Origin of the sequence: Rothia sp. HMSC064D08 (genome assembly GCF_001809525.1) — a bacterium.
Classification (GTDB): Bacteria; Actinomycetota; Actinomycetes; order Actinomycetales; family Micrococcaceae; genus Rothia; species Rothia dentocariosa.
Genome location: NZ_KV797887.1, coordinates 20,590 through 44,556, shown reverse-complemented (window position 1 = coordinate 44,556; position 23,967 = coordinate 20,590). Strand labels below are relative to the sequence as shown.

Below are 23,967 nucleotides of genomic sequence, written 5' to 3'. Positions count from 1 at the left end.
ATAGAGTGCATACACCGGAAGAACCCATTTAGGGCAAGCTATGTTCCCACGGGTGCGGGGAGTTTGCAGGTTTTGCTGATGTACCTGGGGATTACGCGGTATAAGGTGCTGAGGCTTGCAAGTTGCGCACGAATCGGATCTCTCGTAACGCCTCAAACGACTCCCGACCCTCTAAAAACCCAGACTCCGACAACTGCTGCACCGAAGAAGCCCACTCCCCCGTACGCACCTTATACAAAATATGACCAAAAATCACCGTGCCATCGAACTGCCCCGGATCAAAACTCAGCCGCTTACGCTTGCCCTGATCCCGGAAAATAATACGAATCCACCCGTTGCGGTTGTTATCCAGATACGTGAGCCTATCAATTGAGGTATACGGTGCGGTATAGGTGCGTCCGAGGGAGTTACGCCAAGTGACCGAGTGCTCATCAAACCGGATATAGAGCATGTAATAGTTAATGATTGCAACCAAGCCCAGAGGGCAACCTACTATAAATACAAAAATATGCATCCCGATATCGAAACCGTACATAATATCTAGAAATATGGGGAATGGAATTAGGAAGAAGAGAAAAATTCCCCATCCGAGGTAGAGGACAAAGCGTGGGCGGTGTTGCCTCACCCCGACGGAGACATGTGAACCTTTACGTTGGATGCCGGGCATAGCTCCGACGAGTAGGCCGCCAAGCAGACCACCTAAAATACCGTTTTCCATCTCATAGCCCTCTTTCTAACCCGCCATATCTGCTGATACGTCTTTTCAAAACTGTACCTTTTCCTTATATGCTCATCATGTACTTTCAGAGAGCTTTGGTGGCCTCATCAGGGCATAAATAGAGCAAGAGGGGTGTGCTCGTGTGGAATACACGAGCACACCCCTCACACTGGTTATGATTCCTGACGATGCTCTACGTCAGTGATTTCTTGGTCTTGAGGTTCTTGCTCTTCCGGGCGGTTCCGGCCTATCTCCCAGCCACTATAAAAGGTAACTGCTCCTATCAGCGAACAAAACAACATCAAAGCCGCCCAACCTATTCCTGGGCCGAAAACAAGAGTAAATATTGTAGCGATCAAGGTTCCAACGGTAAGGATTCCCCCTAGAATCATGAGGAACCATTTATAGAGAAGAACATCGAGATCCACTAAAGTCACCTTTATCTTAAAACGAAACAGCGTAGGCTAGTCTAGTTTGAGTTTTCTCTCATACGACAACCGCTCAATACACCCAAACATCTTCTCATACGACCCAAACCCAGCCACCAACTCCTCAACCTGTTGCGCGTTCAGGTCCTGTGGCCATTCCTTATGCTCCACCCGAGACAAAACCATCGCAAACAACACAGATGCATCAAACTGCCACGGATCAAAACTCAGCCGTACCCTCTTGATATTGCGGCTGCGTACCCTCAGGTACCCGTTCTTCCCATTACTTTGCAAGAGTACTTCGCTGATACTCTCATACGGCATATACCGAATCTTCCACCGCCAGTTCCGCCAGTAGACTCCCGAGACGGTTTGCTGGATATAAAACGCATGACAATGATTCACAAACGGAATTACCAGGGGTCCGCCAAGAACAAACATGATAATAAAGCAAGCGCCTAAATCACCAAACATGACCCCACAAAATATAGGGGTAAGGACTAGCGTTACTACCAACAGAGCATAGCCAGCGATATAGGCTATCCGAGGTCGGTGCTGTTTGACCCCGAGCACGGGCTGACCCATCGTACGTTTCAGCGAGGGAACATTCCGAACGAAAAGACCCGCCAACAACCCAATCAACGCAGAAGGCACCACAACCTACTTTCTCCTAGACCCCAAAGAATCCTCCCCACTCTCACGATGGACGTTCCGCTTTCTCTAACCGAGTCACCGATGTCAGCCCCGGAGAACCAAGCTGCACATTCTTCAAGTACACCTTGTAATACCCTCCCGGTTCAATGGAGGCCATATAATCATCCATTGATTGATCCTTATTCGGGGAATCTGAAAGCGCTAATTTTCCACACTCCCGAGTCTCAACCCACCCTACCCGGGTATAGTCGGTATTGCCTGAGAGATCACCGCCAGCACGGTATTCTACCCAGGCTTTCTCGACCGTGCAGTACTTATACTTCCCCTCACTATCATCACCAAAAATACGTGCCAAATATCCCGGAAGAAACAAAAGTAAAAAGGCTGCAATAATTAATAAAACAGTGCTAACCATCCCTTTCCGCCTTTTAGTACGTTGGGTACCTTGCTGTGCCATGACAACTCCTAGAGCTTCTACCGCAGTATTGTGGGAGTAAACAACTGACTATAATCATAATTCTGCACCTTAATCGCCGCGATCTGCAGAGAATCAGAAACCAGGACTATTTCTCCTTCTGAGGCTTGAGAGCCTTATAACCACTCAAAAACAGTAAAACAGCAAGCGCAGTGTTAAAAGCACCGACTCCTATCATGGAAAGACTACTGACCAAGTTATTCTTGGTATCCGCTATCAAAAGTGCAATCCCTAAAAGGGCTGCCACACACGACGGTATTCCTAAGAGCAGCCCAAACACAAGGTACTGACGTGCGCTAGAGTGATCCATGACGGAAGGGTCATTGATGTTTTCATTGCTCGTATCATCAGAGTATTGCATATGCCTCTCCTAAAACCCTTAGGCATCTTTGGAACTGCTCTTTCAGCACTCCAACTAATGACCCCATTAATGCAGGAGGCGCCACAACCTAACTTCCCCTAGAACCCAATGAACCCTGCCCATTCTCACGGGGGAATTCGAGGGGTTTGACCCAAGCGTGATCCTGTAAAAACCGTACCCCCGGCCTACCGGAGAGGATTTGTTGGAATCGTTCGTCCTCCCACACCTGCACCCAAGCACCAGTCTCCAGGCGGCACTGCAACTGAGCATAAAGAATCGTGGCATCAAACTGATTCGTATCAAACCCCAACTTGATGTGTTTAGGCAGTTGGGTACTTCTAATCTTCGCCCACCCGTTCTTACTAGTTTGCTCATAGGTGACTTTGTAGATGCTGTGGTAGTCGAAGTAGCGGACTTTGCGTCGCCAGTTACGCTATCTAATCCCGGTCGTGGTGAAGCAGTGGTAGTAGTTGTGACAATGAGCTGTAAATATCAGGGCGATAGGACCAAACCCAACTAATGGATATAAGGGCGTATCCTATGGGGTCATATCTATATCTCATCCAGAAGTAGATGGGCAGTCCAATGAACGCGATGAAGAGTATCCCGTAGCTGATGATGTAGGCGATCGGTGGGCGATGCTGCTCTACATTTAGGGTTTCTAATCCTTGTTTACGTTTGGCTCCGGGCATGATGTTCACCAAAAAACCCACCGAGCAGACCGTAAAACACAAACCCCATACCCCTCATTACATGATGCTTTTTATAGCCCACACGATAGCCCGTCCCGAAAAGGAGGGTGTGGCCGTGCAAAAGCTTAGGTGACCTACAGATGCAAGCTACTACCAACAGCCGAGGTTATCCCCGAGCATCTAGGGATACTCAGCTTTTCCATCCGATTTACCAAGATCAGCCCCGGAGAGTTCAACTGCACATTCCTCAAGTACGCCTTTGTATAAGTATTTTATTTTGGTTGTATTGTTTATAAATTTATATTCTCGCGCGCTATTTTACACACACGAATTACGATATAGATATATCCGTATATTTTCGTAACATCACGACACAAACCCAGGTTTTAGGAAATTTAAATTCTTTAGCTGCCGTTTCTTATGAACACCGATTTTTATCAGGTATATTCTAGCCACCCCAGCCTTAAACCCTTTCTGCACAAGGGAAGAAAAGTTTCCTAGAAAAGTAAAGATTTGATAACGGCCCGCGTCAATCTTGACCGTTCACAGAATCTAAATCTAGACTACACATGTAGCTCTGTTACCGACGATAGAGCACCAATCACTGAAAGGAACTGCTATGAGCAGCACTATTAAGGTCACCCAGGAAGCGAAAGACGCCAACACCCAGATTGGCTCTATCACCGATGGCGGTCTGACTGACCAGATCAATAGCCTAAACCAGCAGGCACAGATTCTTGCAGATCCTAACGTCTGGGACGGCCCCCATGCCGAGCAGTTCCGCAACGAAATTTGGCCTTCCGTGCACAAGCGTCTTACTGATGCTACCGCCGCTATCAATGAAGTTAAGGCACACTCCCAGACTATCCATAGCGATATCTCCCAGGCCGGTGGTGGGGCAGCGTAAGGTTTCGCTGCTTTACCAGTTCAGACTTCCCTCAAAGATTACCGCTATGTAACAGCAATTCTTTGGGGGAAGTTTTCTATCCCTAGAGATCTTATAGAGAATCTATATAGGCACGTATATAAATCTTATTGATTTAATGTTATGTGCCTACACATCTCATGGTGCTCACCGATATTTAAAGCTTTTTCTACTACAAGGTTTTGCCATGCCCACACCTACCCCTGAATCTCATTCCGTCCAAGGTCGCTTTTCTTCTAACAACCCTCACCACCCATCTCAAGAGGCATCGCAGTCTTCATCTATCGTTGGTGATAACCATCGTGGACATCCTTCGCCTTCGGACACAGCAAATAATCACGCATTCCCAAACCCAGATTCTGCTACTTCTTCTGATGCACAGGGAATTCCTGCATCTGAGAATGTTGGTGGAGCTACCTCACAGTACGGGTCTTTCCACCCCGACCACGACAAGGTTGATCTATCTCAGCATGAGGCATGGCAAAACCAGGACCATCATGAATTTCCCACTCCACAAGCGAGTTCCGGCGCATCCTCGATGGTAAGTAGCCCGCTCTCCAGTGATGGGAGTGGTATTACATCGTCACAATCTTCACCTATTGTTGCCGATCACAGCCATGATATTCCACAGAGTAGTGCTGGTACTGGTGCGCCTGTCCAAGATTATTATGGTTCAAGCGATACAGATTCTTCTGGCACTGGAAGTTCTGTTCAAAGTGGGACTCTCGCGGGTGGTGAGTCCGAAAACTCATCTTCAGGGGAAGGTACGACTTCACAAGCAGCCCCCATCGTAGGGAATCATCATACAAACACTGATTCTGCGGCTCCTCCAGCTTCAAGCGGAGCCGTGTATAACGGTGGTGGTTCTGCTGATTCTAGTGATGCAGAAGAAGGAAACTCTCCTACTCAAAGCTCTGGAAGCGCATCACCAGTTACTTCCGAGGGAGAAATTGACGGAGCTGACACCTCAGGTTCATCCGCTGAGGAAGATGGCGCAACTACATCATATGCTGAAAACGGCGATTCGGGTTCTCCTGTAGAGACGACCGGAGCTCAGGGAGGACAAGTTGACCCGGGTGAAGCACCGGGGCTTGTTGACAATAGTGGTTGCCAACAGTGCGCTGCTGAAACATCCGATGTACATGCGATGGAGGATGTTCCCTACGACAACGCTGCCTCTGATGCGCTTAGCCAAGCTCTACGAAGTGCGGCTAATAATCTAACGTCCTCCTATGGAGCTTCTGCTAGCAGCACCGCGGGGAGCCGTAACACGCAGAACAATGACCTATGGAACGATTTTAAGGGTCGCTACGCTGACGATGCCAAAAATGGTCGCAATAACCTCACTGTCAACGCTATTAATATTGCGGCAATGCTCAATCACGCAGCAGGTCTTGTTGATTACCTTAAATCGTGCGCAGAGGCCGAAAACAAAAACCGTGCCGCAGCTCGCGAATGGGATAAGAAATGGTGGATTCAAAAGAAATGGGATGAACTCTGGGGCGGAGGTCTTAAACATTCAGACCCCGATGTTCCTAAACCAAGTGAACCATCTTCTGTAGCTGCACCAGCACCGGTAGCCTCCTCTGGGGGAGACGGGACTTCATCTGCCAAGCCCAATGATGTTGATAGCTATGTCACCATGTGCAACACAGATACTACGACTCATGAAAATGATTACAACAGTATCGTTTCTGCTTTGTCAGGCTTCGAAGCAGGATGTAAATATGGCACACTCGATATCCGTCCAGCAACAACTGGGCTTCAAGCACTGAACACTCAAAGTGGAAATCTCACGGCGTGGCTTACTCAGGTAGCTCAAGCCTTTCGCGATGCTGATAGCAGCGCTGGTGACACGGTCGTGACAGCATCGGATGCTTTCTTAGATCTCACACTTCAAAATCGTGGTTGGAATGGACCGCCTGAAATCCAGCATATTGATGCAACTGCCTCTGAGCTCACAGGAGCAGTTCCGTCGTCCGGGTTTGCGAATGACCCGGTGAACGTGGCGACAGGTAACTTTATCGAGCCGGAAACTGATCTGGTCTTCACCGGGACAGTGAGTGAGTCTACGCTATCCCTGACGCGTATGTATAACAGTCTGGCGGTCACCCATGCGGATGAGGTGCCATCGGGCGTGTTCGGGCTCGGCTGGTTCTCGACCTTGGATACCCGCCTGAGCTTTGGGGATGAGCAGGCTTCATGGTTTATGCCCGATGGGCGTGCGGTGCTCTTTGATCGGGAAGGCGAAGGGTTCGCCCGCGCCGCCCGGGAGTCGTGGTGGCTGACGAAGGTTCCCGCCACAGATGAACTGTTTACTCGGGTGCGCGATGCGCAGGTGCACGCCTACGAGCAGGCTAAAGTCACGGGTGGTTCTGCTGTGGTTCCTGAGGTTCCGTTTGTGTGGATGGCGCACAATAACCAGCACGAGGCGTATTTCTATGCGCCCTCTGGTGCGCCGGTGGCGCGCCGACAGGGGCACCTGAGCAGCCTGACAGTGTTTATTCTGGCTGAGGATGGTACCGTGACGGATCTGGTGCATCCGGTGGCGCATCGCGGTATTCATGTGAACTATGAGCCTGCCGAGGAAACCGGTGGTGTGCGCCCGGCGGCGGCATTCACATACAACACCATTGGTGAGCGTGCCGGAGAGCCGGTGCAGAACGTTGCCTATTCCTATACCGAAGCTGCTGAATCCAGTGCCTCGGTGCAGGTATCTGGTTTGCTCACCGGAGTAACGACCGGTACCGGAACGCGTACGTATACGCATACTGAGCGGGGTTTGATTCACCGGGTGATTAACGCGCGCGGCGATCTTGAGGTCACGAACACCTATGATGATTCCGGTCGTGTGATCGGTCAGATCAGCGAGTACGGGCGGGATATTTCCTATACGTATACTCCCTCGCTAACCACGATTATTGCCGATGCCGGTACCGGTGAGAATGAGAACCTGTGGGTCTCCGACTCGAAAGGTCGCCTGGTAAGCATCACGGCGACTGACGGTACGCGCATGTCGATGAGCTATGACCGGTTCAGCAACCGGATCAGCATTACCGAGCGTGACGGATCGCGCTTGGTGCGCACCTCCGATGCGCGTGGCCATATTAAGCGTGAGCGTACCCCTGAGGGTGCCGATTACACGTACATCTGGGATGAGCAGGATCGGCTGCTCTCGGTAAGTGTGCGTGATGCTCGAGATGTGAAAAACCTCAGCGATCCTATGCCGGTGAACTCGTACCACTACGAGGAAAGCTCCTTAGTAGTGAATCCGAACCCGGTAGCTGTTCTCGATGGTGCAGGGGAAGCCACAACGTGGGAATATTCTCCCGAGGGCGATGTCCTGAAGATTACCGATCCAACCGGCGTGTTTACGGCTTTTGAGTACGATGAACACCACGATATTGTGGCGATGCTCAACCCTGCCGGTGAGGCAATCCGCTTCACGCGCGATGCTGCCGGTCAAGTCACAAGCGTCTCGAACCCGCTGGGGGCTACTACCACGCTTGAATACAATGCCGCTGGTGTTCTGACGAGTTTCACGAACCCGTTTGGGGCACGCTGGACGCTCACCTACCCGCAGCAGCCGGTCGGTGATGGCGCACCATATATGGTGCGTGCACATCAGCAGGGCGGCCAAGCCCGTGATACCTCGGTCGGTGCTCTACCTGAAGCAGTTACCGACCCGGCGGGAAATACCACCGCATTCACCTATACAGCCGGTGGGGATATCGCGACCGTCACGAACGCGGTTGGGGGCACAACCCGGCATGAGTACGACACCTTCGGGAACCTGGTGAAGATGATCACCGCCGGGAACCGGGTGTGGGAGTACTCCTGGGATGGTCTTTCCCAGTTGGTCGGTTTGACCGATCCTACCGGTGCCATCACGCGGTTTGAATACGATCGCGCCGGGGAAATTACTCAGGTTACCGATGCGACGGGAGTTATTTCGCATCGGTCTATCGAACGGCATGAGGGTGTTGAGTCCGTTACCGGTACCGGTGAAGGTCTTTTCTCGTCGGCGTTCTTCAAAGTGGATGTGCTCGGGCGCGTGACCGAAATCAGCCAGCAGGATGGTGCTTCCACCACATCTGCGTCCTCCTCACACGGTACCTCTGAGACGCCTATGGGCGCAGGTGCTGCCGGGACGGGTATCCCGCACGGAGTATCCTCCTCTGCTGAGGCTATCGCAGCCGCTGAAACTGCCGGTGCCCCTTCGCATCCGACGGGTCGGCAGATGTTTACGTATGATGCTGCTGGGAATATCATTGAAGCTCTGGACGCCAATGGTGGGCTCACGCAGTATGTGCGCGACGCCGCCGGACGTGTCACCCGCATCATTAGTGCTGCGGGCCGGTTTACCGACTACACCTACGATATCTGCGGTCGTCTTGTCACCGAGAGCGTGGGACTCAATGAGCCTGTGCGGGTGACCGATCCCGTCACCGGGGCGTCCTCGTGGGAAGAACCGACCCGGTGGGCTGTAACGACGCTGGTGTATGATGCTGCCTCGCAGGTGATCGAGCGACACACCCCCGACGGGCTCGTGGAAAAGATGACCTATGATGCCGCCGGACGGCTGATAAAGGTTCAAGCAGGTCGCCGCGTTGCCACCTATGCGTGGGATGCATGCAACCAGCTGGTGCGGGTGCAGGATTCCACTTTTGGTACCCGCCGCTACGCCTATAATGAACTCGGCCAGCTGGTGCGGGTTACCGACGGGTTGGGAAATAGGACATTCTTCGCCTACGACGCGGACGGGCTGCTGACCTCGGTGACAGATCCGACCGGGGCTATCACCGAGTACGAGTACGATGCCGCCGGGCGCATCCTTGAGGTTGCGAAGAAGCCTCACCCGGATAGCACCGTTACGACTCCGGCTATTCGCACCACCTATACGTGGGATGCCGCCGGGCGCCTGCTGTCTGAGGATGACGGGGTGCGTACCCGTTCCTTCGAGTACGATGCCCGCACGGGTGATCTGACCCGCACGCTCATCGACGGCTCCTTAGCAGCTGAGTACGGCACGGGTACACCCGCGCTGCCGGGATCGACGATCACGTGGATGAAGGATCACACCGGGGATACCCCGGTGACGTACCGGCGTGTCTTTGATGCCACCGGGAACCTGGTCGAGTACACCCGCCAGGTCGATGGGACCGAGAATACCAGTGAGCCTGGTACGGCTGAGGCCCTGGAGACGTTCACCAGTACAGGCTCGTATACGCTCACCTATGCGTATGATGCCGACGGGTTCCGCACGATGATGCTCACCCCCTACGGGTCTTCCCAGTGGGTGCTTGATGGTGCCGGACGCCCGATCCGCTCAATCAACACCGCCTCGATCGCTGACCCTGGTGTGCGTGAGCGCGAGTCGGTCATCGGGGAGTTCTCCTACGATGTGATGGGGCACCTGGTACGTGCTCAGGTCGGCGAGACTATCTCGACCTGGAATTTCGATCAGGACGGGTTGGTGTCCTCCTATGAACACACCAGTGAGCAGGGTGATGAAAACACTGCTGAGGGTGTGCAGGTGATCCGGGACCACACCGGCCGGATTATCGGGCTTGATTCCACGACGACCGGGTTGGTGATGTACTCCTACGACGAGGCCGGACAGCTGACCGGTGCTCGCGCTGACGGGCATGAACTCACCTGGGTGTATGAGGATGGACTCATGGTTGCCGAGCGCCTCTATCACCATGGCACCGCCGAGGATGAGACCACTCAGGGCAGGGTTCTGCTTGGTGAGCGTCAGTTCATCTATAACGGGCTCAACCAACTGCTGCACTGCACCACGATTGAACGACCTTACACAGTGGGTGAGGGTGTTTCTGCCGCGTGGGTGAGTACCGAAGTGTCCTACACCTATAACGCAGCCGGGCAACGCACCGGGCAGAAGAGCGTCACCTCAGATGGTGTTATCCAAGAACGCAGCTACACCTGGGGTATTACTGGTGCCTTGGCTACTGTTAGCGACAAGACTACCGACGCTCGCGGTGCCGAGGTTCCAGAGCTGTGCTCACGTCTTCAGGTGCACGCCGACGCTACCGGGGTTGCCACCGCGATCACTGGTAACGATCAGGTGACGGTGCCACTGCTGTGGGATCCGATCTCCTCTGCCCCGCAGCTGCTGGGGGCCGGAGCCATCCCGGCTGCCGGTGCTGATGGCGGGTTCTCCCAAGCGGGAGTACCGGGCGGGTTTGACCCCTGGAGCGTCCCCGGGGTACCCAACACCGGGGTCGGTTTTGGTGCCCTAAGCGCCCCCGGCTTAGGAACCATAAGCGCTACCGGTGCTGCTGCGTCACAGATCCCGGGTCTGCCCAGTGCGCTCGGCGCTCCTGGCATTTCGGGTGCGTCCGCGCTGCTTACCAGCGTGGGACTGCCAGAAGGTGTGTCCTTCACCGGCTCCGGCACACTCGCGGTGGGCGGGCTTGCGCTGATGGGCGCACGAGTGTTTGACCCATCGTCGAAGAAGTTCCTCTCCCAAGACCCGTTGCCGCCCATCGTAGGTGCAGGCTGGTTCGCGGACTCGTACTCCTTCCTGGGACATGACCCTGTAGGCATGATCGACCCCTGGGGAACACGGCCTATGAGCCAAGAGGAATACAGCGACTACTCTAAAAAGCAAGACCTTCAGGTTCTCAAGACCGCGATTTCATGGGTGGGTACCGCCGTAGCGATTGCAAGCGTGTTCGTCCCGGGCGGTCCCCTAGTAGCCCTAGGCGTGGCTGCACTAGGTGGCGCTGTTTCTGGGTTCGCCGAAGGTATGCTGGATGAAAACGGTAACTTCGATTGGGGATCTGCTGGAAAAGGAGCTTTATGGGGTTTTGGTATAGGTCTTGCCGGTGGCGCTGCGGGTAAGGTCTTTAGCTCGGGAAAGATGTTCCTTAAACCCATACAAGGTGTTGCCAAGAAACTCGGACCCTACGGGCAAAAAATAGCCGATAAGATGGGGAACAGGTTTGCCCTCGACAAAGTAAATATCATGAAATCCAAAAATCTTGGATTCAGCAAATTTGGTGCTGGTAAGGAAGGATTTAAAAAATACACCGGGGAGATCTTGGATAGTGGTCTATCGGGTGGTGTCTCGAACGCGTTGAATTACACCAAAGATACCAAAAATTGGAACCCTGTAGAAGCGGCTCTGAGCTTTGGCACTGGTACTGTAAGTGGCCTCGCCACAGGTGCAGGAACCGCTGGGTTTAAGGCTAAGGTCACCGATAAGCTCTACTTTAACGCAGGTCAGGCAGGCCACGGCACACGTTCAGATTCCACATATAACATTAGCCGTACTCCAGTTCATACCTCTCGTGGCATCCAGAAAACGATAGTGAATGAAATTGGGACGCGTACGGTAAATACCGCCGTTAAACCTGTTGCAACCGTGGCACAGAACGAGATCACCCATGCTGGGGATGAAAATTACCATCAAGATTGGGGGAAAACCTGGTCGGAGGAAGTGCAGAAGAACGCCCGAGGTTCTCTCAAAGACATAGCATCTGCAGGAAAGGGTGCACGTACCAATATTAACGACAACCGTACAAATGGTCGCGTTGACGATCGCTTGGTCGTGCGAACCACCGATTCAGAAAACTAACCTGCTCATATGATGGAGGAGGGTTTACTTAAAGGGTATCTTTTAAGTAAACCCTCCTCACGTTCTTACCAATAAGTAGTGTTATACGATCAAGCATAAGAAAGGCTGTCCGTTAGATGCTCGCCTTTATCATCTTCATCATCGGCCCTATCCTCGTAGCTCTCTATATTATTCGAGACGAGATACGTCGCGCCCGGGACAAACGCAGCGGAGCCCTCGTCAAAAGGCTCCCCCGCACCGAACCCTGGGTCTGGAGCATCTACCTCTACATGTTCGGAGCACTCAGCCTCTACGTCTTTACCCATCCAGAAAAATTCGAATTAATTTATTTTATCTTTGCGATAGGTAGTCTGATTTTCGGTTTGATTGGTATGTACTACTACGAAACCAAATACCTCAGGTTCAACCCCGACAACACCATCACCTACCGAGGCCTCACCGGAAAACTCCGCACCACCCCCATCACCGCCATCAACGAATACCAATACACCCGAGAAGCCGAACACCCACACAAAGACGGCACCGACCCCGACAGCATCTGGCTCTGGAACGACAAAGGCTACACCATCGCCGCCTACTCCCCACGCGGCATGAAAGAATATACCATCCCCGCACACCTATACTTCCGCTGCACCCAAGACCGCTGGGCAGACCCCAACAACCCCCAAGACATGCAAGAAATCACCTGGGCTATCGAACACTACCCCCGCGTCATCGACTTCCTCACCGCAAACCCCCGCATCACCGGCATGGCCACCGGAAACATAGAACCAAAACTCAACTAGGCACATGCTGACCGATACAGAAAAGATCCCTCACGGTAACACATATCGTGAGGGATCTTTGCTGAGAAAATGCTCTACGATGCCATTTTCGGCCGAACCTCAAGGTCGTCGGGGCACATGGTCTGAGCCAAAACCGCAGAACCGCCCAACACCACATAGCCGCGACCCGTGGTAAGCGCCACCGGTGCACGGCGCGGTAGCGTCATTGAGAACATATCGCCGTCGTAGTCAATATGCGGCTGCAGAAGCACACCGGTACGCGACTTACGCACCGCCTTCGTCCAGTGCGAATACATGGTGCGCAACTCGCCCGGCTTACCCGAGGCAATGACACGGACAAATGGGGACTCCGCTTTGAGAAGATTAGCAATTCCCTGGTCAGCATCATCAATACGTTCCGCATCGTCAATCAACAAAAGCACTGGTTCCTCGGTAATTTCCAGCTCTGCTGCAAGGGAGTTAATATCCTGTGGAGTCGTAGCCTTCCGATCAAAATCACGATGCGCCAGCGGCGAGCGCCTGCTGCACATAACCCACACTTGAGCGTTCGTTTCTCCGCGGTCGCGCTGTTTCATGACGGAGTCAGCGATAGCCTGGAGCAGGGTCGATTTACCGGAACGCGGTGAGCCGCCAATGAGCGCACTTTCCCCTTCATAAAGCTCGAATGCTATTGGTTTGAGGTTATGCTCGGCAATACCCACCGGAATAATCCAGTTTTCTCCGCCAATCACTGGCTCTACACCTAGCTGGGAACGATGCACCAGGGAAGGCAGCTGCCCAATAACATCGGGCTTATCGACCGTACCCCAACGCTGCACGACCTGCTGAACGGCATCGTCAAGGCTCATCTGCGGTATTGCTACCTGAATTTGTCGGATGGTATCACTATCGACGCAACGTCCGGGCACAGCGGCTGGGATGTCGGTTCCTCGAATCCTGTAAGTAGTGTAGTCGTAGGAATCGGAGAGGTGGAAAAGCCAGCGCTGCTGGGTTACGTCGCTGACAACGGCAGGAATTCCCTTCAAACGACTTGTCGCCATCATGAAGTGCATTCCTAAGGCAGGCCCTTCGGAGTATACGCGGTGGAAAGCTCCCAGATAGTCGGTTCCGGTGTACTCCATGAATTCGTCGCGCAGGGTGCCGTAGCCGTCAATAAGGATAATGAGTTTACGCGTATTAGCCGGATTGGAGCGGCGGCGTTCCAGCTCAACCATAAGATGCCGTAAGAACCTGGTCTGACGTTCCTTGGCACCTTCACCGGGACCCACATAGGCGCTCACATGCGGCAGGTTTTTCAAGGGGGCTAAAGAGCCCGGTCCCAAGTCAAGAACGAGCATATCGAACTGATCAGGAGGTGTGTTCAGGCAGAGGGTAAGAGCCATGGAGGCAAGCCCGGTGCTAGTGCCGCTACCGGGAGTTCCGACGAGGAACATATTGCTGACGTTGGTATCCCAACCGGCGGGTACCTGAACCTGGTCTTCGGGTATATCGGCAAGACCGAAGAAGACGGTACTGCCCTGAACGGTACCTACAATCGGAGTGTCACCATCTGCGGGTGCGGGCTCGTCAATCCCGTAAAGGGGCTTCTCGAATCCGTTCAACGGCAGGTTATCGCCGAGGGCTTCGGGCCAGACTTTGCGGGGCGGGGCATAGCGCTGCTCGTGGTTGGCTTCGACGATAGCGTCGATCAGGTTGTCGAGGTCGTTCGCATCGGTCTTCTTTGGTTTCGGCAGGGCACGCGGTGCCGACGGAATGCCGAAAACGCTCGTTGAACGCATTTCGATGGGGTCTCGTTCGACAACGCCGCTGTACCCGGTTACCAGCGCAGTCTGAATGGGGGTGATGTCGGTTTGCCCCAATTTAATGTAGGCGCGACCCATCTGCGAGCGCTCGATGGATGCGGCGTCCGGCACCTCAATCACGTTGGAGGAGTCGTCTTTAGACTGCACGCGCAGTGCAACACGCAGGTTGGTGTTCGCCAGGATGTCGTTGTTCACCACGCCGGCAGGCCGCTGGGTTGCCAGGATCATGTGCACGCCAAGGGTACGGCCCACGGCGCCGATGCTCACGAGTGATGAGAGCACGTCGGGGAAATCTTTGGCGAGCATGGCGAACTCGTCGATAACGAGGAGCAGGCGCGGCATGGGTTCTGGCGGGTTGGTGGCGTGGTATTCGATGATGTTGTCGACGCCTTCACCCACGGAGGCGAAGAGCCGCTGCCGCCTCTCCATTTCGGCTTCGAGGCTGATCAGCGCACGGTTTGCGAGCTGTTCGTCGAGGTTACTGATGGTGCCGATGGTGTGCGGCAGCCGTTCACAGGCTTTGAACGCCGCGCCGCCCTTGAAGTCGATCAGAATGAAGTTGAGGCGCGTGGGGTCGTTATGGGCCGCCAGACCGGCGACGAGGGATCGCAGGAATTCACTCTTACCCGAACCCGTGGTACCGCCGACGAGACCGTGCGGACCGTCTTTGACGAGGTCGAGGGTGTATACGCCTTGGTCGCCAACGCCGATTTCGGTGCTGTATCCGGTGGATTTCTGCCAGGTGTTAATAATCTTTTGGGCGGTGGGCGGCGTGCCGATGCCGGTGAGTTCGGGTAGGCGCACCAGCCCGGGCAGACCCGCACCGGGGATGATGAGCTCGGGGTCGTCGAATTCTGCGAGCATCCGCGCCAGTTTTGTGGCGTAGTCAAGGTCAATGCCGCCGATAATAACGTCGTTGACGGTACGGCGTTTCTCGGGTTCGTAGAAGGTTGCGGCGGCGTCTTCGTCCACTGTAACAACTACGGTACAGGAAGCGGGAAGCTGCTCTTCAGAGTAGGCGATTACGATACCGGTAACTTTATGGACCGGCTTGTCTCGTCGAGCCATTTCACGTGCGTTAATACCGCGCCCAAACCCGAGGAGTTTACGAGCGGGTGCATCGCGCCCTTCAGTCAAAGTTTCGGAATCAATAACGAGCATGAGTCCGGGGCTGAGCAGTCCGTCGATGCTCTGCTGCAGATTCTTGAGCATAGCTGTGGAGTGCTCGTAGTCCTGCGAAATCCATCGGCCACCCGTGGAAGATCCACTCTGTCGGGTATGCGGCAGCCACGAGGTCCACGACCATTCGTCTTCTTTTCCGCGGTCGAAGAAGACGCCGAGGGTGAGGTCTGCGGGTCCGCAGTGGGTCACGGACTGCATCACGAGGCTGCGTGCTAGGGCAAGGGCCCCTTCCCTATCCCCCACGATACCGATAACACCGGCGTCAGTGAGGTCGGCAATCATTGGGACACCCCGTAATTGAGAAGAATCGAGAAGGTCTTTTACTTCTTTTTCGGGCTCTTGCGTTGTCGAAAGGTCGTTTTTGGGAATCCAGGCGTAGTTCCCGTACCCCACATGCAAGGTCATAAAATCAGCCGCGGTAAAGCGCCGCTGCCATACTTCTACACTGGGAAGCTTGATGCGCCGGGCTACGCTGGCGGGGTCAGGGGCAAGTTCCTGCAGACGCAGACGTTCATAATTATAGATATCTTCAAATTTTTGTTTGGTTTCGTCAATCTCTTTCTCGAACCGGTTTTCTTCTTCTCGCTTATCGCGTTTAAAACGCCATTTTTGCTCTATCCACATTACAAAAGCCGCAACCGGACTCAACAGGGCAAAAAGCCCGTACCGAGGCTCACGCATAATAGCAACCATCGCACCGGCAAAAATCAACGGTGCGATTACCGTAGCAATGTTAAATCGGCTGGGCTTATTAACATTCTTCCGCTTCGGTATTTTGACGGTATCTGATTCGGGCATGAGCGCCGCGCGCGGCGGACGGTTGAAGGGTGCCGTGCGGCTGGGGGTCAGGTTGGGAAGCGATCCTGCGCGCGGTGCCAGGGTTTCGGTGAGCTGCGGGCGCACAAGCAATGCCACTCCCCCGGCGTAGATAACGGCTTCGTCGTCTACTTCTACCCCATCTTCGCCCAGTTTTGCGCCGTTCACATAGGTTCCGTTGGTGGATCCCGAGTCTTTGACGAGTACCCCGTCATCGGTCTGAGTGACGGTGAAGTGTTCCCAGGATGCGCTCTCGGTTTCCAGTACAACATCGGCTTGGGGTGAACGTCCCGCCACGAGGGCGCGACCGCTCGGCAAGGGCAGGATGCGCCCCGCATGCAACCCACCCGCGACGGTGATGGACCATCCGTGAATGGGTTCGGCAACCGGCGTGGGGGCGTATCCGATGGTGCTGCCTTCGAGCAGCACGACGGTATCCATCGTGGTGTCACCGGTGACCGGCTGGGAGTCTACATAGAGCGGGTCGTCAGCGGCTATCTCTGGGCCGCCCGCCGTGTAGACGATCTGCCGCAGCGTGGTGTTCTCCTGCCACGAATCGAGTTCGATACTTTTCTGAAAAGATTCGAGGGATATTTGGATTCGCATACTGTTCCTTTGACGATCTCACAGCCCTGTACAAGACGGCATCTTATATTCTTTATTTGGAATATATACTAGTCAATTGCTATTCATTGTAGGTTTCCGTTCGAGTTCCACGCTCTGCAAACCAGACGATGCGCGGTTCCTGATCGTTGCTCGGCTCGGGCCGTAGCCCCAGACTCTGCTCTGTAGCATGGAGTGTCTGCACGGGCGCAGTCGTTGGGTTTTCATGAGTGAAATCAAGTGCGTCGCCCGCAATTGCCTGAGCGGCATCGAGCCTCATGCTCTCCAGCACGCGGGTGACCGCCTCCGGCTTGCGTTCGTGCACCTTATCGATCGCATAGGCAAACGCCAGCACCGCATTGTGGGAGCGCGCATCCGCATAGGGGGCAGCGGATTTGAATGCTTGGTCATCCTGCAGGGTCATGTAGGATGAATCCTGACCCATAACACGCACCGCTTCGAGGAAGGCGGCGAGTCCGCGCCCGGGGTCATCGGACTGCAAAGCCAAAGAGTCTGACATGTTGTACCCGACGGTCGTCAGGTTTGCCGAGACCGTGCCGCCCTCAGCTACAAGGGTTCGCGCGAAAATGGGCGATACGGCTTGCGGGCTCAAAAGAATCTGAGCCGTCACCCCGGCGTATTGCAGCTCTTTGACGATTTTAGCTTGACGAATTGCCGAACCCGAAACGAAGATATTCGCCGAAGCCCCGTAGCTCTGGGACTCTTTCTTGACGTCTTGCGCCAGCTCACGCACATCGGTATCGCGGTCGTACGCATGTTTGGCGGCAACCTGTGGAATCTTCACCTCAGTATCCTTGGGAGCTATCACGATGCTCTGGGTACTCGGCTGCGAAGCCTGCACATACGCCTGCGAAAGCTGCTCGGGGTTGGGCGCCAGGCTCCAGACTCCGCGCCCAGTATCTACGCTGTCATAAACCTCAATTACCGGGATGCTGCTCTCACGAGCCGCGTTCGTCGCACCCTTAATATGCTCACCCGAGGAAGAAATAATAATCCCCTGAACGCCCTCAGATTTGAGTTTTTCGACGGCATCACGAGCCCCGTCGGAAGTTCCCTTATCGTTAGCGACTGTCAGCTGAACGGGGGTTTTGCCAAGATCCAGACGGTGCGCAGCCACCGCAGCACCCTGGGCAGGGAGCACCCATTCGGAGCCTTCCGCATCCTCGCCGTAGGTCATAATAATCCCGATCTTAGCGTCGCGATTATTGTTGTTCGGCAGCGTAATTTCCTGCGGAACAACGGGGGCTATCGCCTCGGTATCCCCGGGTGCGCGCAGAGGTCGAATATCCGGTCGCAGCAGGTGAGCTGCCACCACGATAACCAATAACAAGACCCCCAGAAGGGCACCCCAGCCAATGATGGTCAGGGGTACCCTTCGGGAGGTTTGTTCTTCCTCAAGCTGAGGCTCTGGGGTCACGCTACATGTCCCCAATGTGGAAGGTGTAAACCACCTTCACTTCGGCCTTACCACCGTCAGGCAGGTGGAAGGAGGGCAGGGACTTGAGCTTTTCCAAGGACGCCTTGAACTGTGCCTGCCGCAGCTGCACGGCCGCAATATCCTCGGCACGAACGCTGGTGTAACCCTGCGCGTTCTGCGAGGCAAGGGCCAGCTGGAAGTCAGCGGCGCCAGCTTTCGCGGCGTTCGTCTTCAACGCGCCCAACAGACCCGAACCATCGACTCGGCTATCGCCCAAATCGAGGATAACCTTGTTGAGGTCGTCGGCAAGAAGCACGGATGCACCCGCCAGGTCGCGGCTGGCGTTTCCGGTGCGCGCATCCAGCTGTTCCAGGGAGCTCTGGGTGACCCCGTCCAAGGATGCCTTGAGGTTCTCAACCTTACCGGCAATGTCACGGCGCTGCGCTTCCAGAGAGTTACCGGCATCGCGCACGATTACGTTCGAGGCTTCCGCCAGCCCGTAGATCGAGCTGGTGAAGGAATTCTGAATGGAATCGGCACCTGCCGAACCCTGAGCCGATACCTGGCGGATCTCCTGCGAAATCAGGTTGTTGATGTTCTTGCTGGTTTCGTCAGCCGAATCCTTGAACGCGTTCTTGAGAGCTTCCGAAAGTTCGGAGTGCTGGCTGGAAAGTTCATCCAGATTCTTACCCAATTCGTCGGATGCGCTGGTCAGCGACTTGAGCTTTTCATCCAGGGAGTTCGGATCGTTCTGACGATCATCGCGATCACGGTTCTGGTCGTCACCTTCGCCCGCATACGCCTTCTCAACCGAGCTGAGCGCGGAGTCCAGGGAGTTCACCTGGTCGGAGAATCCCTTTGCGTTCTGCGCCAGAGGGGTGGTCGGGTTCTGCAGGTCGGTTTCCTTGATAACCTCGTCCCAAGCGCGTGCCTGGTTGTTCAGGCGCTCGTCCATAGCCTGCCCGTAACCTTCGGGCGCCTGGAGCTTGTCGGCAGCAAATCGGTGTGCCGCCGGGACTACGGGGGTGCCGCCCTGGTTAGCGTTGTTCCCGTTTTGGTTATTGTTCGGGGTGTTCTGGTTCTGACCGTTTTGATCGTTTTGGCCGTTCTGGCCATTCTCAGTCGGGTCGTTCTGCGGGGTTACCTGCGCACCGCCCTGGCCATTCTGATCGTTCTGACCATTCTGGTTGTTATTGGGGGTGTTCTGGTTATTATCCTGATGACCCTGGTTCTGGTCGTTCTGGTTACCGTTGTTCCCGTTTTGGTTATTGTTCGGGGTGTTCTGATCGCCTTGGTTCTGGTTATTCTGATCGCGCTGCGGGGTTCTCGGGGTCTCACCGCAAGGCGTAGAGGTCAGGTAGGAACGCAGGCGGTCTACTTCCTCTTGCGAGAGCTTGCCGCCGTTTTCTACCGAGAGCTTGCAGAGTTCGTTAGCGATATCTTCGTTCTGCTGGTCTATAGAGTTCGAGTTTCCGCTCACGTCGTTGCGCGCCGCCACGGCCTTACTGTGCAGGCTGTTGAGCGCCTTGGTGAGCTCATCCGAGGTTTTCTTGAGCTCATCTACCGACCGGCGGCTAGACTTGAGCGATTCCGTGACGTCACCGTTCTGCTGGTGATCTCGAATGGCTTTCTTACCTTCATCGCTCTGCAGGTACTTCGTCAGGTTGTCTACCTCGCCGCGCAGGGCGCGGTAGTTCTTGTTGGCGCCCTTGAGGTACTCGGGCTGCAGCTCGTTCACAAGCTTCTCACCATTAGCGACGAGGCCAATCAGGCTTGCCTGCGAGGTGACCGAAGCACCGTACAGGGAGCAGGTGACCGAAGATCCATCACGGCAGACCTCTGGGCTGGGATTGTCCGGCCCGATGGTCTGGCGCAGCGAGTCCGCGAGGGCATGCTGGCAATCGCCGCTGGCATCGGCATAGTTGTTGAGAATCTGGGAAAGCTGCACGAGGTTGCCGTATACGCTCGATCCGCCTCCGGCTGCACCGCGATCGACGGTGCATGACCCGTTCTGATGCGAAACCGAGACATTCGGAACCTGCGAGGTATCACCCAGCAGGGTATCCATCGTGTTCACGGTGCTTTCCAGCTGGCTGATGAGCTGGTTCTTGTTGCCGTCAGCAGTCTTGGCAAGGTCATCCTTGAGGGACTGAATCTGCCCGTCAAGCTCCGCCATACGTTTGGTCAGGCTCTCGCTGTTAGCCTGCAGGTTTTTCGCGGCATCCTGGCCCAGGGTGTCCGAGGTGTTGTCCAGGCTGGAGCGCAGTTCGTTCACCTGCGAACTGGCACTGGTAATCGTCGAATCGACATTGTTCACCAAGTCGATAGTGCGCTGAAGCATCGCAACCTGGTTGGCGTCGTTCTTATTGAAGCTGTTGTTGAGCACGCTCTCACCCGAAAGGTCAGAGGCGAACCCCGGCTGAACCGCGATATCGAAATCGGGTGCCTTGAAGTCCTGCGCATTCACCTTCAGCGTGAACGATGTGCTCGCCCCGGAGGTCGGAGGCGCCAAGATCGCGCCCCACTGCACGTTCGCTTTGCCGTCCCCGGTCGTGCTGATCACGCCGTTGGTTGCGCTGTCGTCCGTCTTATCGCCGGAGGTAATGATCTGGTTGGATTTCACGTTATCGAGTGAAACCGACCCTGCCACCGTAAACGGAACACCGACGAGCGCCTGGTTGGTGCGTTTGGTGCCGCCCGCATCGTAGCTTACCTCTTGGGACTTGAGCGTAAGGTTTTCGACGGTGACCTTAATAGTCAGCTCGCCGGAGTAACCGTTCAGGTCTTTCAGGTTTGTACCGGTACCTTTGGAGCTCTGGTACTGGGTGCTGACGCGCACCGGGACGTCGTTAATAACGTCCTTGACCTTGAAGTTGATGGTTTTGCTGGAGCTCTTGTGCTCTTGTTCATTGACATAGATATTATTGGTGTCAATAGCAGAAACGTTACCGTTGCTCGCAAGTTTAAGGTTCACGTTCTGCAGCACGTGCGTGGGGTTTTGCACCTGCTGTTCGCTCTGCTGGGTCGTCTGCCCGGGCGAGGTAGGATCACTATTCTGCTGGTCTGACGAGGAGCATGCCGCAAGGAGCAAACTGCCAATGACCCCGATGGTTAAAGGCACCCGCACACAGCGGCTCTTCCACGTCAGCCGGGATTCTGACGCGTCGAAGCGTGTAGACATATGGCACTCCGGAAGGTGGCTGATTTTATGGACAGTAATGTTGCATCGTATGTGTGTGGCGTTGAGTAAACCGTTCGAGGCAACTTAAAGGTATTCTACCGCGCTATGAGTAGAATGTGCGGGAAATATGCCAATCTTAACGCTCTGTCGCACGATCAACAGATGTTCAATTACCGTGATGTAATACTGAAAGCGTTACTTTGCAGATTTGTGAAGTTACCCACCTGAACGTTGAGCTTGCACTGGGGAGCAACTGATAGGGCCGTCACATTTTTCTGATCCGCTGAAATCGACAGGTGACCGGAGCATCCGTCTGTGAAGGCGATATCGCCCGTGTCCGGCGCCAGCGAGGTAATGGCCTGGGAGGGCGTGCCGGTCTGCGGCAGCTTCATGAGCGGGTTCAGGTCATCCTTGCCGCTGGGCCACACCGGCAGCAGGGTAACCGGTACCGCCGATTGGTTAACCACGCGGTTGGGCACCTGCACCTCAATCTTCTGGATGCGCTGAATGGGGTACGAAGCCGACTTCACGTCCGGGTCGCTAATGGCGGTCTGGGTTTTCTTGGTGATCTCGCCCAGCCATTTTTCGAGGCTCTTCTGATCGGGAATATCGATATCGACCTTGGCGCTCATGGTTACGGCAGAGTTCGCCGGAATCTTAAGGTTACTCACGTTCCAGGCGCATTTCGTATCCAGCCCGGTAATAGCGGCCTGATTTTTGCGGATCTCCTCGGCCTCACTCGCCTGGTTCCATGTGGTTTGCGGGCAGGAATCGGTGCTCAGTCCGGGAATGACCTGCAGAATATCGCCGTGCAGCCCGGATTTTTGCGTCGAGTACTCAAATTTCACGGTCGCCGTATGAGAAGACGGGTCATAGTCGGCTTCCAGGCGGGTGCCTAAACCGCTCGGCAGGGGCGAATTCGTGCCTGAGGATGCGGTCCAATGCTCTTTTGGCCCCTCTTGCTTCTTCTCACCGGAGCTGTTGATAAAGACGAAAACGCACGCGCAAATAAGCGCCAAAATACCTAATATCGACCCCCACACGAGCGGGCGTTTGAGCTGTGAGGCAACCGTTCTCGGCTGCTCATTCTCAAATTCTTCGTCGATTTCTTCCTCTTCGACAACCGGCGCCTCGGTCACCGGGCGGATAATCGTCTGATGCGAGGCTTCACCCAGTTCGGGTACTTGGGTGCTGTAGTTATCCGACGCGGCTTGAGCGGGTGCCTGCTCGCCGCCGCGAATAACCGTGCGCTGACGACCACCGGTGCTCTGGTTTTCTGAGGCACGTTCCTCATACTCGAACCGGTCAGCATCCTGGTATTTCTTGCGCAGAGCCCGAACCTGCGCCACAGCCTGCGCGGCCTGCGGGCGGTTCTTGGGCGATAGGCTCATAAGATTCTCAAGGACGGTGCACACATCCTCGGGAAGGTGATCGCTGATCTGAACGGCAGAATCCGCATCCACCAGCGGAACGGCGCCGACCAGAAGCTCGTGCAGCATAACACCGGCGGAATAAATATCGGCTGAGGAATCCGAGCTTCCATAGGCTTTACGCTCGGGCGACATGTAGGCGGGCGTACCGTAAAAACCCTGGCTCTCCGTCTGCCCCATGAGCGTGGCGATACCGAAGTCGGCAACCCGCACCTGCTCCACGAGGGCATCGCCGTAATGCCCCGATAAAAGCACGTTATCGGGCTTAATATCTAGGTGCAAAACCCCGGCACGATGCGCGTATTCCAGCGCCAAAAGCACGCGCTCGACAATGCCGAAGGCCTCGCCGGGCAGCAGGTTCTTCTGCTTCTGCAAAAACTCGCGCACGCTTCCGCCATGCTGGTATTCCATGACGATCGCCAGGTTGTCACCCTCAACCACCATGTCTTCGATTGGCACGATGTACTGGTGGTGCAGCTGCGAGAGCACGGTGCGTTCGCGCACGAACCGCTCAAGAAATTCGCTGTCTTTGTGGTACTCGGGCTTGAGGAATTTAGCAGCATACAGCGCCCATGAGCCTTTACGTGAGACCGCCCAGACGGTGCCGACCGTGCCGGAACCTACCGCACGAATGAGCGTGAAGGCAGATCCTAGCGGCGCTCCTTCGCGCATGCCGGTTATTGCATCGTCCACGGTTGCTCCTCACGCTCTAGTGCTCGGGTAGGTCTCACGGCTATACCTAGTGTAACCGGCGCATCCGCAAGATTCAGCCTTTTGCTCACGGTCAGCGGGGATTTAAAACGGATGGCGCTCTTGGCGCTCTACCCGCCAAAACCCCTGCTCAACACGCTCTTAAACGGTTATGACCTCACCG

General features: G+C 55.0%; 12 protein-coding genes. 3 read left to right on the top strand and 9 right to left on the bottom strand.

The window, feature by feature from the left end:
* Positions 1-91: 91 nt before the first annotated feature.
* From HMPREF2625_RS00350 to HMPREF2625_RS00330, 5 genes are all read right to left on the bottom strand, one after another.
* A complete protein-coding gene (locus HMPREF2625_RS00350) occupies positions 92-718 on the bottom strand; it encodes a hypothetical protein (RefSeq protein ID WP_070520366.1) in 627 nt (208 codons plus the stop codon).
* Positions 719-891: 173 nt separating this feature from the next.
* Positions 892-1,146 (bottom strand): hypothetical protein, encoded by a 255-nt coding sequence (locus HMPREF2625_RS00345; RefSeq protein WP_070520363.1) that lies wholly within the window; start codon positions 1,144-1,146, stop codon positions 892-894.
* A 36-nt stretch (positions 1,147-1,182) separates the two neighbouring features.
* Positions 1,183-1,800, bottom strand: coding sequence for a hypothetical protein (locus HMPREF2625_RS00340; protein WP_246826555.1), 618 nt, complete (start codon positions 1,798-1,800; stop codon positions 1,183-1,185).
* 43 nt (positions 1,801-1,843) lie between these two features.
* Positions 1,844-2,257, bottom strand: a complete 414-nt coding sequence (locus HMPREF2625_RS00335) for a hypothetical protein (protein WP_070520356.1) — start codon at positions 2,255-2,257, stop codon at positions 1,844-1,846.
* A 106-nt stretch (positions 2,258-2,363) separates the two neighbouring features.
* Positions 2,364-2,636 carry a hypothetical protein gene (locus HMPREF2625_RS00330; protein ID WP_070520353.1) on the bottom strand — a complete coding sequence of 91 codons (273 nt, stop codon included), beginning with the start codon at positions 2,634-2,636 and terminating at the stop codon, positions 2,364-2,366.
* 1,311 nt (positions 2,637-3,947) lie between these two features.
* Here HMPREF2625_RS00330 and HMPREF2625_RS00325 point away from each other — a divergent pair.
* The 3 genes from HMPREF2625_RS00325 (at position 3,948) to HMPREF2625_RS00315 (ending at position 12,641) form a co-directional block, all read left to right on the top strand.
* Complete coding sequence (locus HMPREF2625_RS00325) at positions 3,948-4,235, top strand: hypothetical protein (RefSeq protein ID WP_048754673.1); 288 nt, start codon at positions 3,948-3,950, stop codon at positions 4,233-4,235.
* A 205-nt stretch (positions 4,236-4,440) separates the two neighbouring features.
* Entirely contained in the window at positions 4,441-11,856 is a 7,416-nt protein-coding gene (locus tag HMPREF2625_RS00320) for a DUF6531 domain-containing protein (RefSeq protein ID WP_246826554.1), read from the top strand.
* Between the two features lie 116 nt (positions 11,857-11,972).
* On the top strand, positions 11,973-12,641 hold the full coding sequence (locus tag HMPREF2625_RS00315; protein WP_070520348.1) for a hypothetical protein: 669 nt from the start codon (positions 11,973-11,975) through the stop codon (positions 12,639-12,641).
* Positions 12,642-12,715: 74 nt separating this feature from the next.
* Here the strand turns inward: HMPREF2625_RS00315 and HMPREF2625_RS00310 are convergent, their stop codons facing one another.
* From HMPREF2625_RS00310 to HMPREF2625_RS00295, 4 genes are all read right to left on the bottom strand, one after another.
* Positions 12,716-17,047: an FtsK/SpoIIIE domain-containing protein gene (locus HMPREF2625_RS00310; protein ID WP_070520343.1), complete on the bottom strand. Its 4,332-nt coding sequence runs from the start codon at positions 17,045-17,047 to the stop codon at positions 12,716-12,718.
* 79 nt (positions 17,048-17,126) lie between these two features.
* Positions 17,127-18,482 carry an ABC transporter substrate-binding protein gene (locus HMPREF2625_RS00305; RefSeq protein WP_070520340.1) on the bottom strand — a complete coding sequence of 452 codons (1,356 nt, stop codon included), beginning with the start codon at positions 18,480-18,482 and terminating at the stop codon, positions 17,127-17,129.
* Between the two features lies 1 nt (position 18,483).
* Entirely contained in the window at positions 18,484-21,663 is a 3,180-nt protein-coding gene (locus tag HMPREF2625_RS00300; protein WP_070520337.1) for a 1,4-beta-xylanase, read from the bottom strand.
* A gap of 170 nt (positions 21,664-21,833) precedes the next feature.
* A complete protein-coding gene (locus HMPREF2625_RS00295; protein ID WP_246826553.1) occupies positions 21,834-23,786 on the bottom strand; it encodes a serine/threonine-protein kinase in 1,953 nt (650 codons plus the stop codon).
* Positions 23,787-23,967: the final 181 nt, after the last annotated feature.

Excerpts from the sequence above, each read along its gene's own strand:
- HMPREF2625_RS00335 (WP_070520356.1), bottom strand. The coding sequence starts at position 2,257 with ATGGCACAGCAAGGTACCCAACGTACTAAAAGGCGGAAAGGGATGGTT.
- HMPREF2625_RS00325 (WP_048754673.1), top strand. The coding sequence starts at position 3,948 with ATGAGCAGCACTATTAAGGTCACCCAGGAAGCGAAAGACGCCAACACC.
- HMPREF2625_RS00320 (WP_246826554.1), top strand. The coding sequence starts at position 4,441 with ATGCCCACACCTACCCCTGAATCTCATTCCGTCCAAGGTCGCTTTTCT.
- HMPREF2625_RS00310 (WP_070520343.1), bottom strand. The coding sequence starts at position 17,047 with ATGCGAATCCAAATATCCCTCGAATCTTTTCAGAAAAGTATCGAACTC.
- HMPREF2625_RS00300 (WP_070520337.1), bottom strand. The coding sequence starts at position 21,663 with ATGTCTACACGCTTCGACGCGTCAGAATCCCGGCTGACGTGGAAGAGC.
- HMPREF2625_RS00350 (WP_070520366.1), bottom strand. The coding sequence starts at position 718 with ATGGAAAACGGTATTTTAGGTGGTCTGCTTGGCGGCCTACTCGTCGGA.
- HMPREF2625_RS00330 (WP_070520353.1), bottom strand. The coding sequence starts at position 2,636 with ATGCAATACTCTGATGATACGAGCAATGAAAACATCAATGACCCTTCC.
- HMPREF2625_RS00315 (WP_070520348.1), top strand. The coding sequence starts at position 11,973 with ATGCTCGCCTTTATCATCTTCATCATCGGCCCTATCCTCGTAGCTCTC.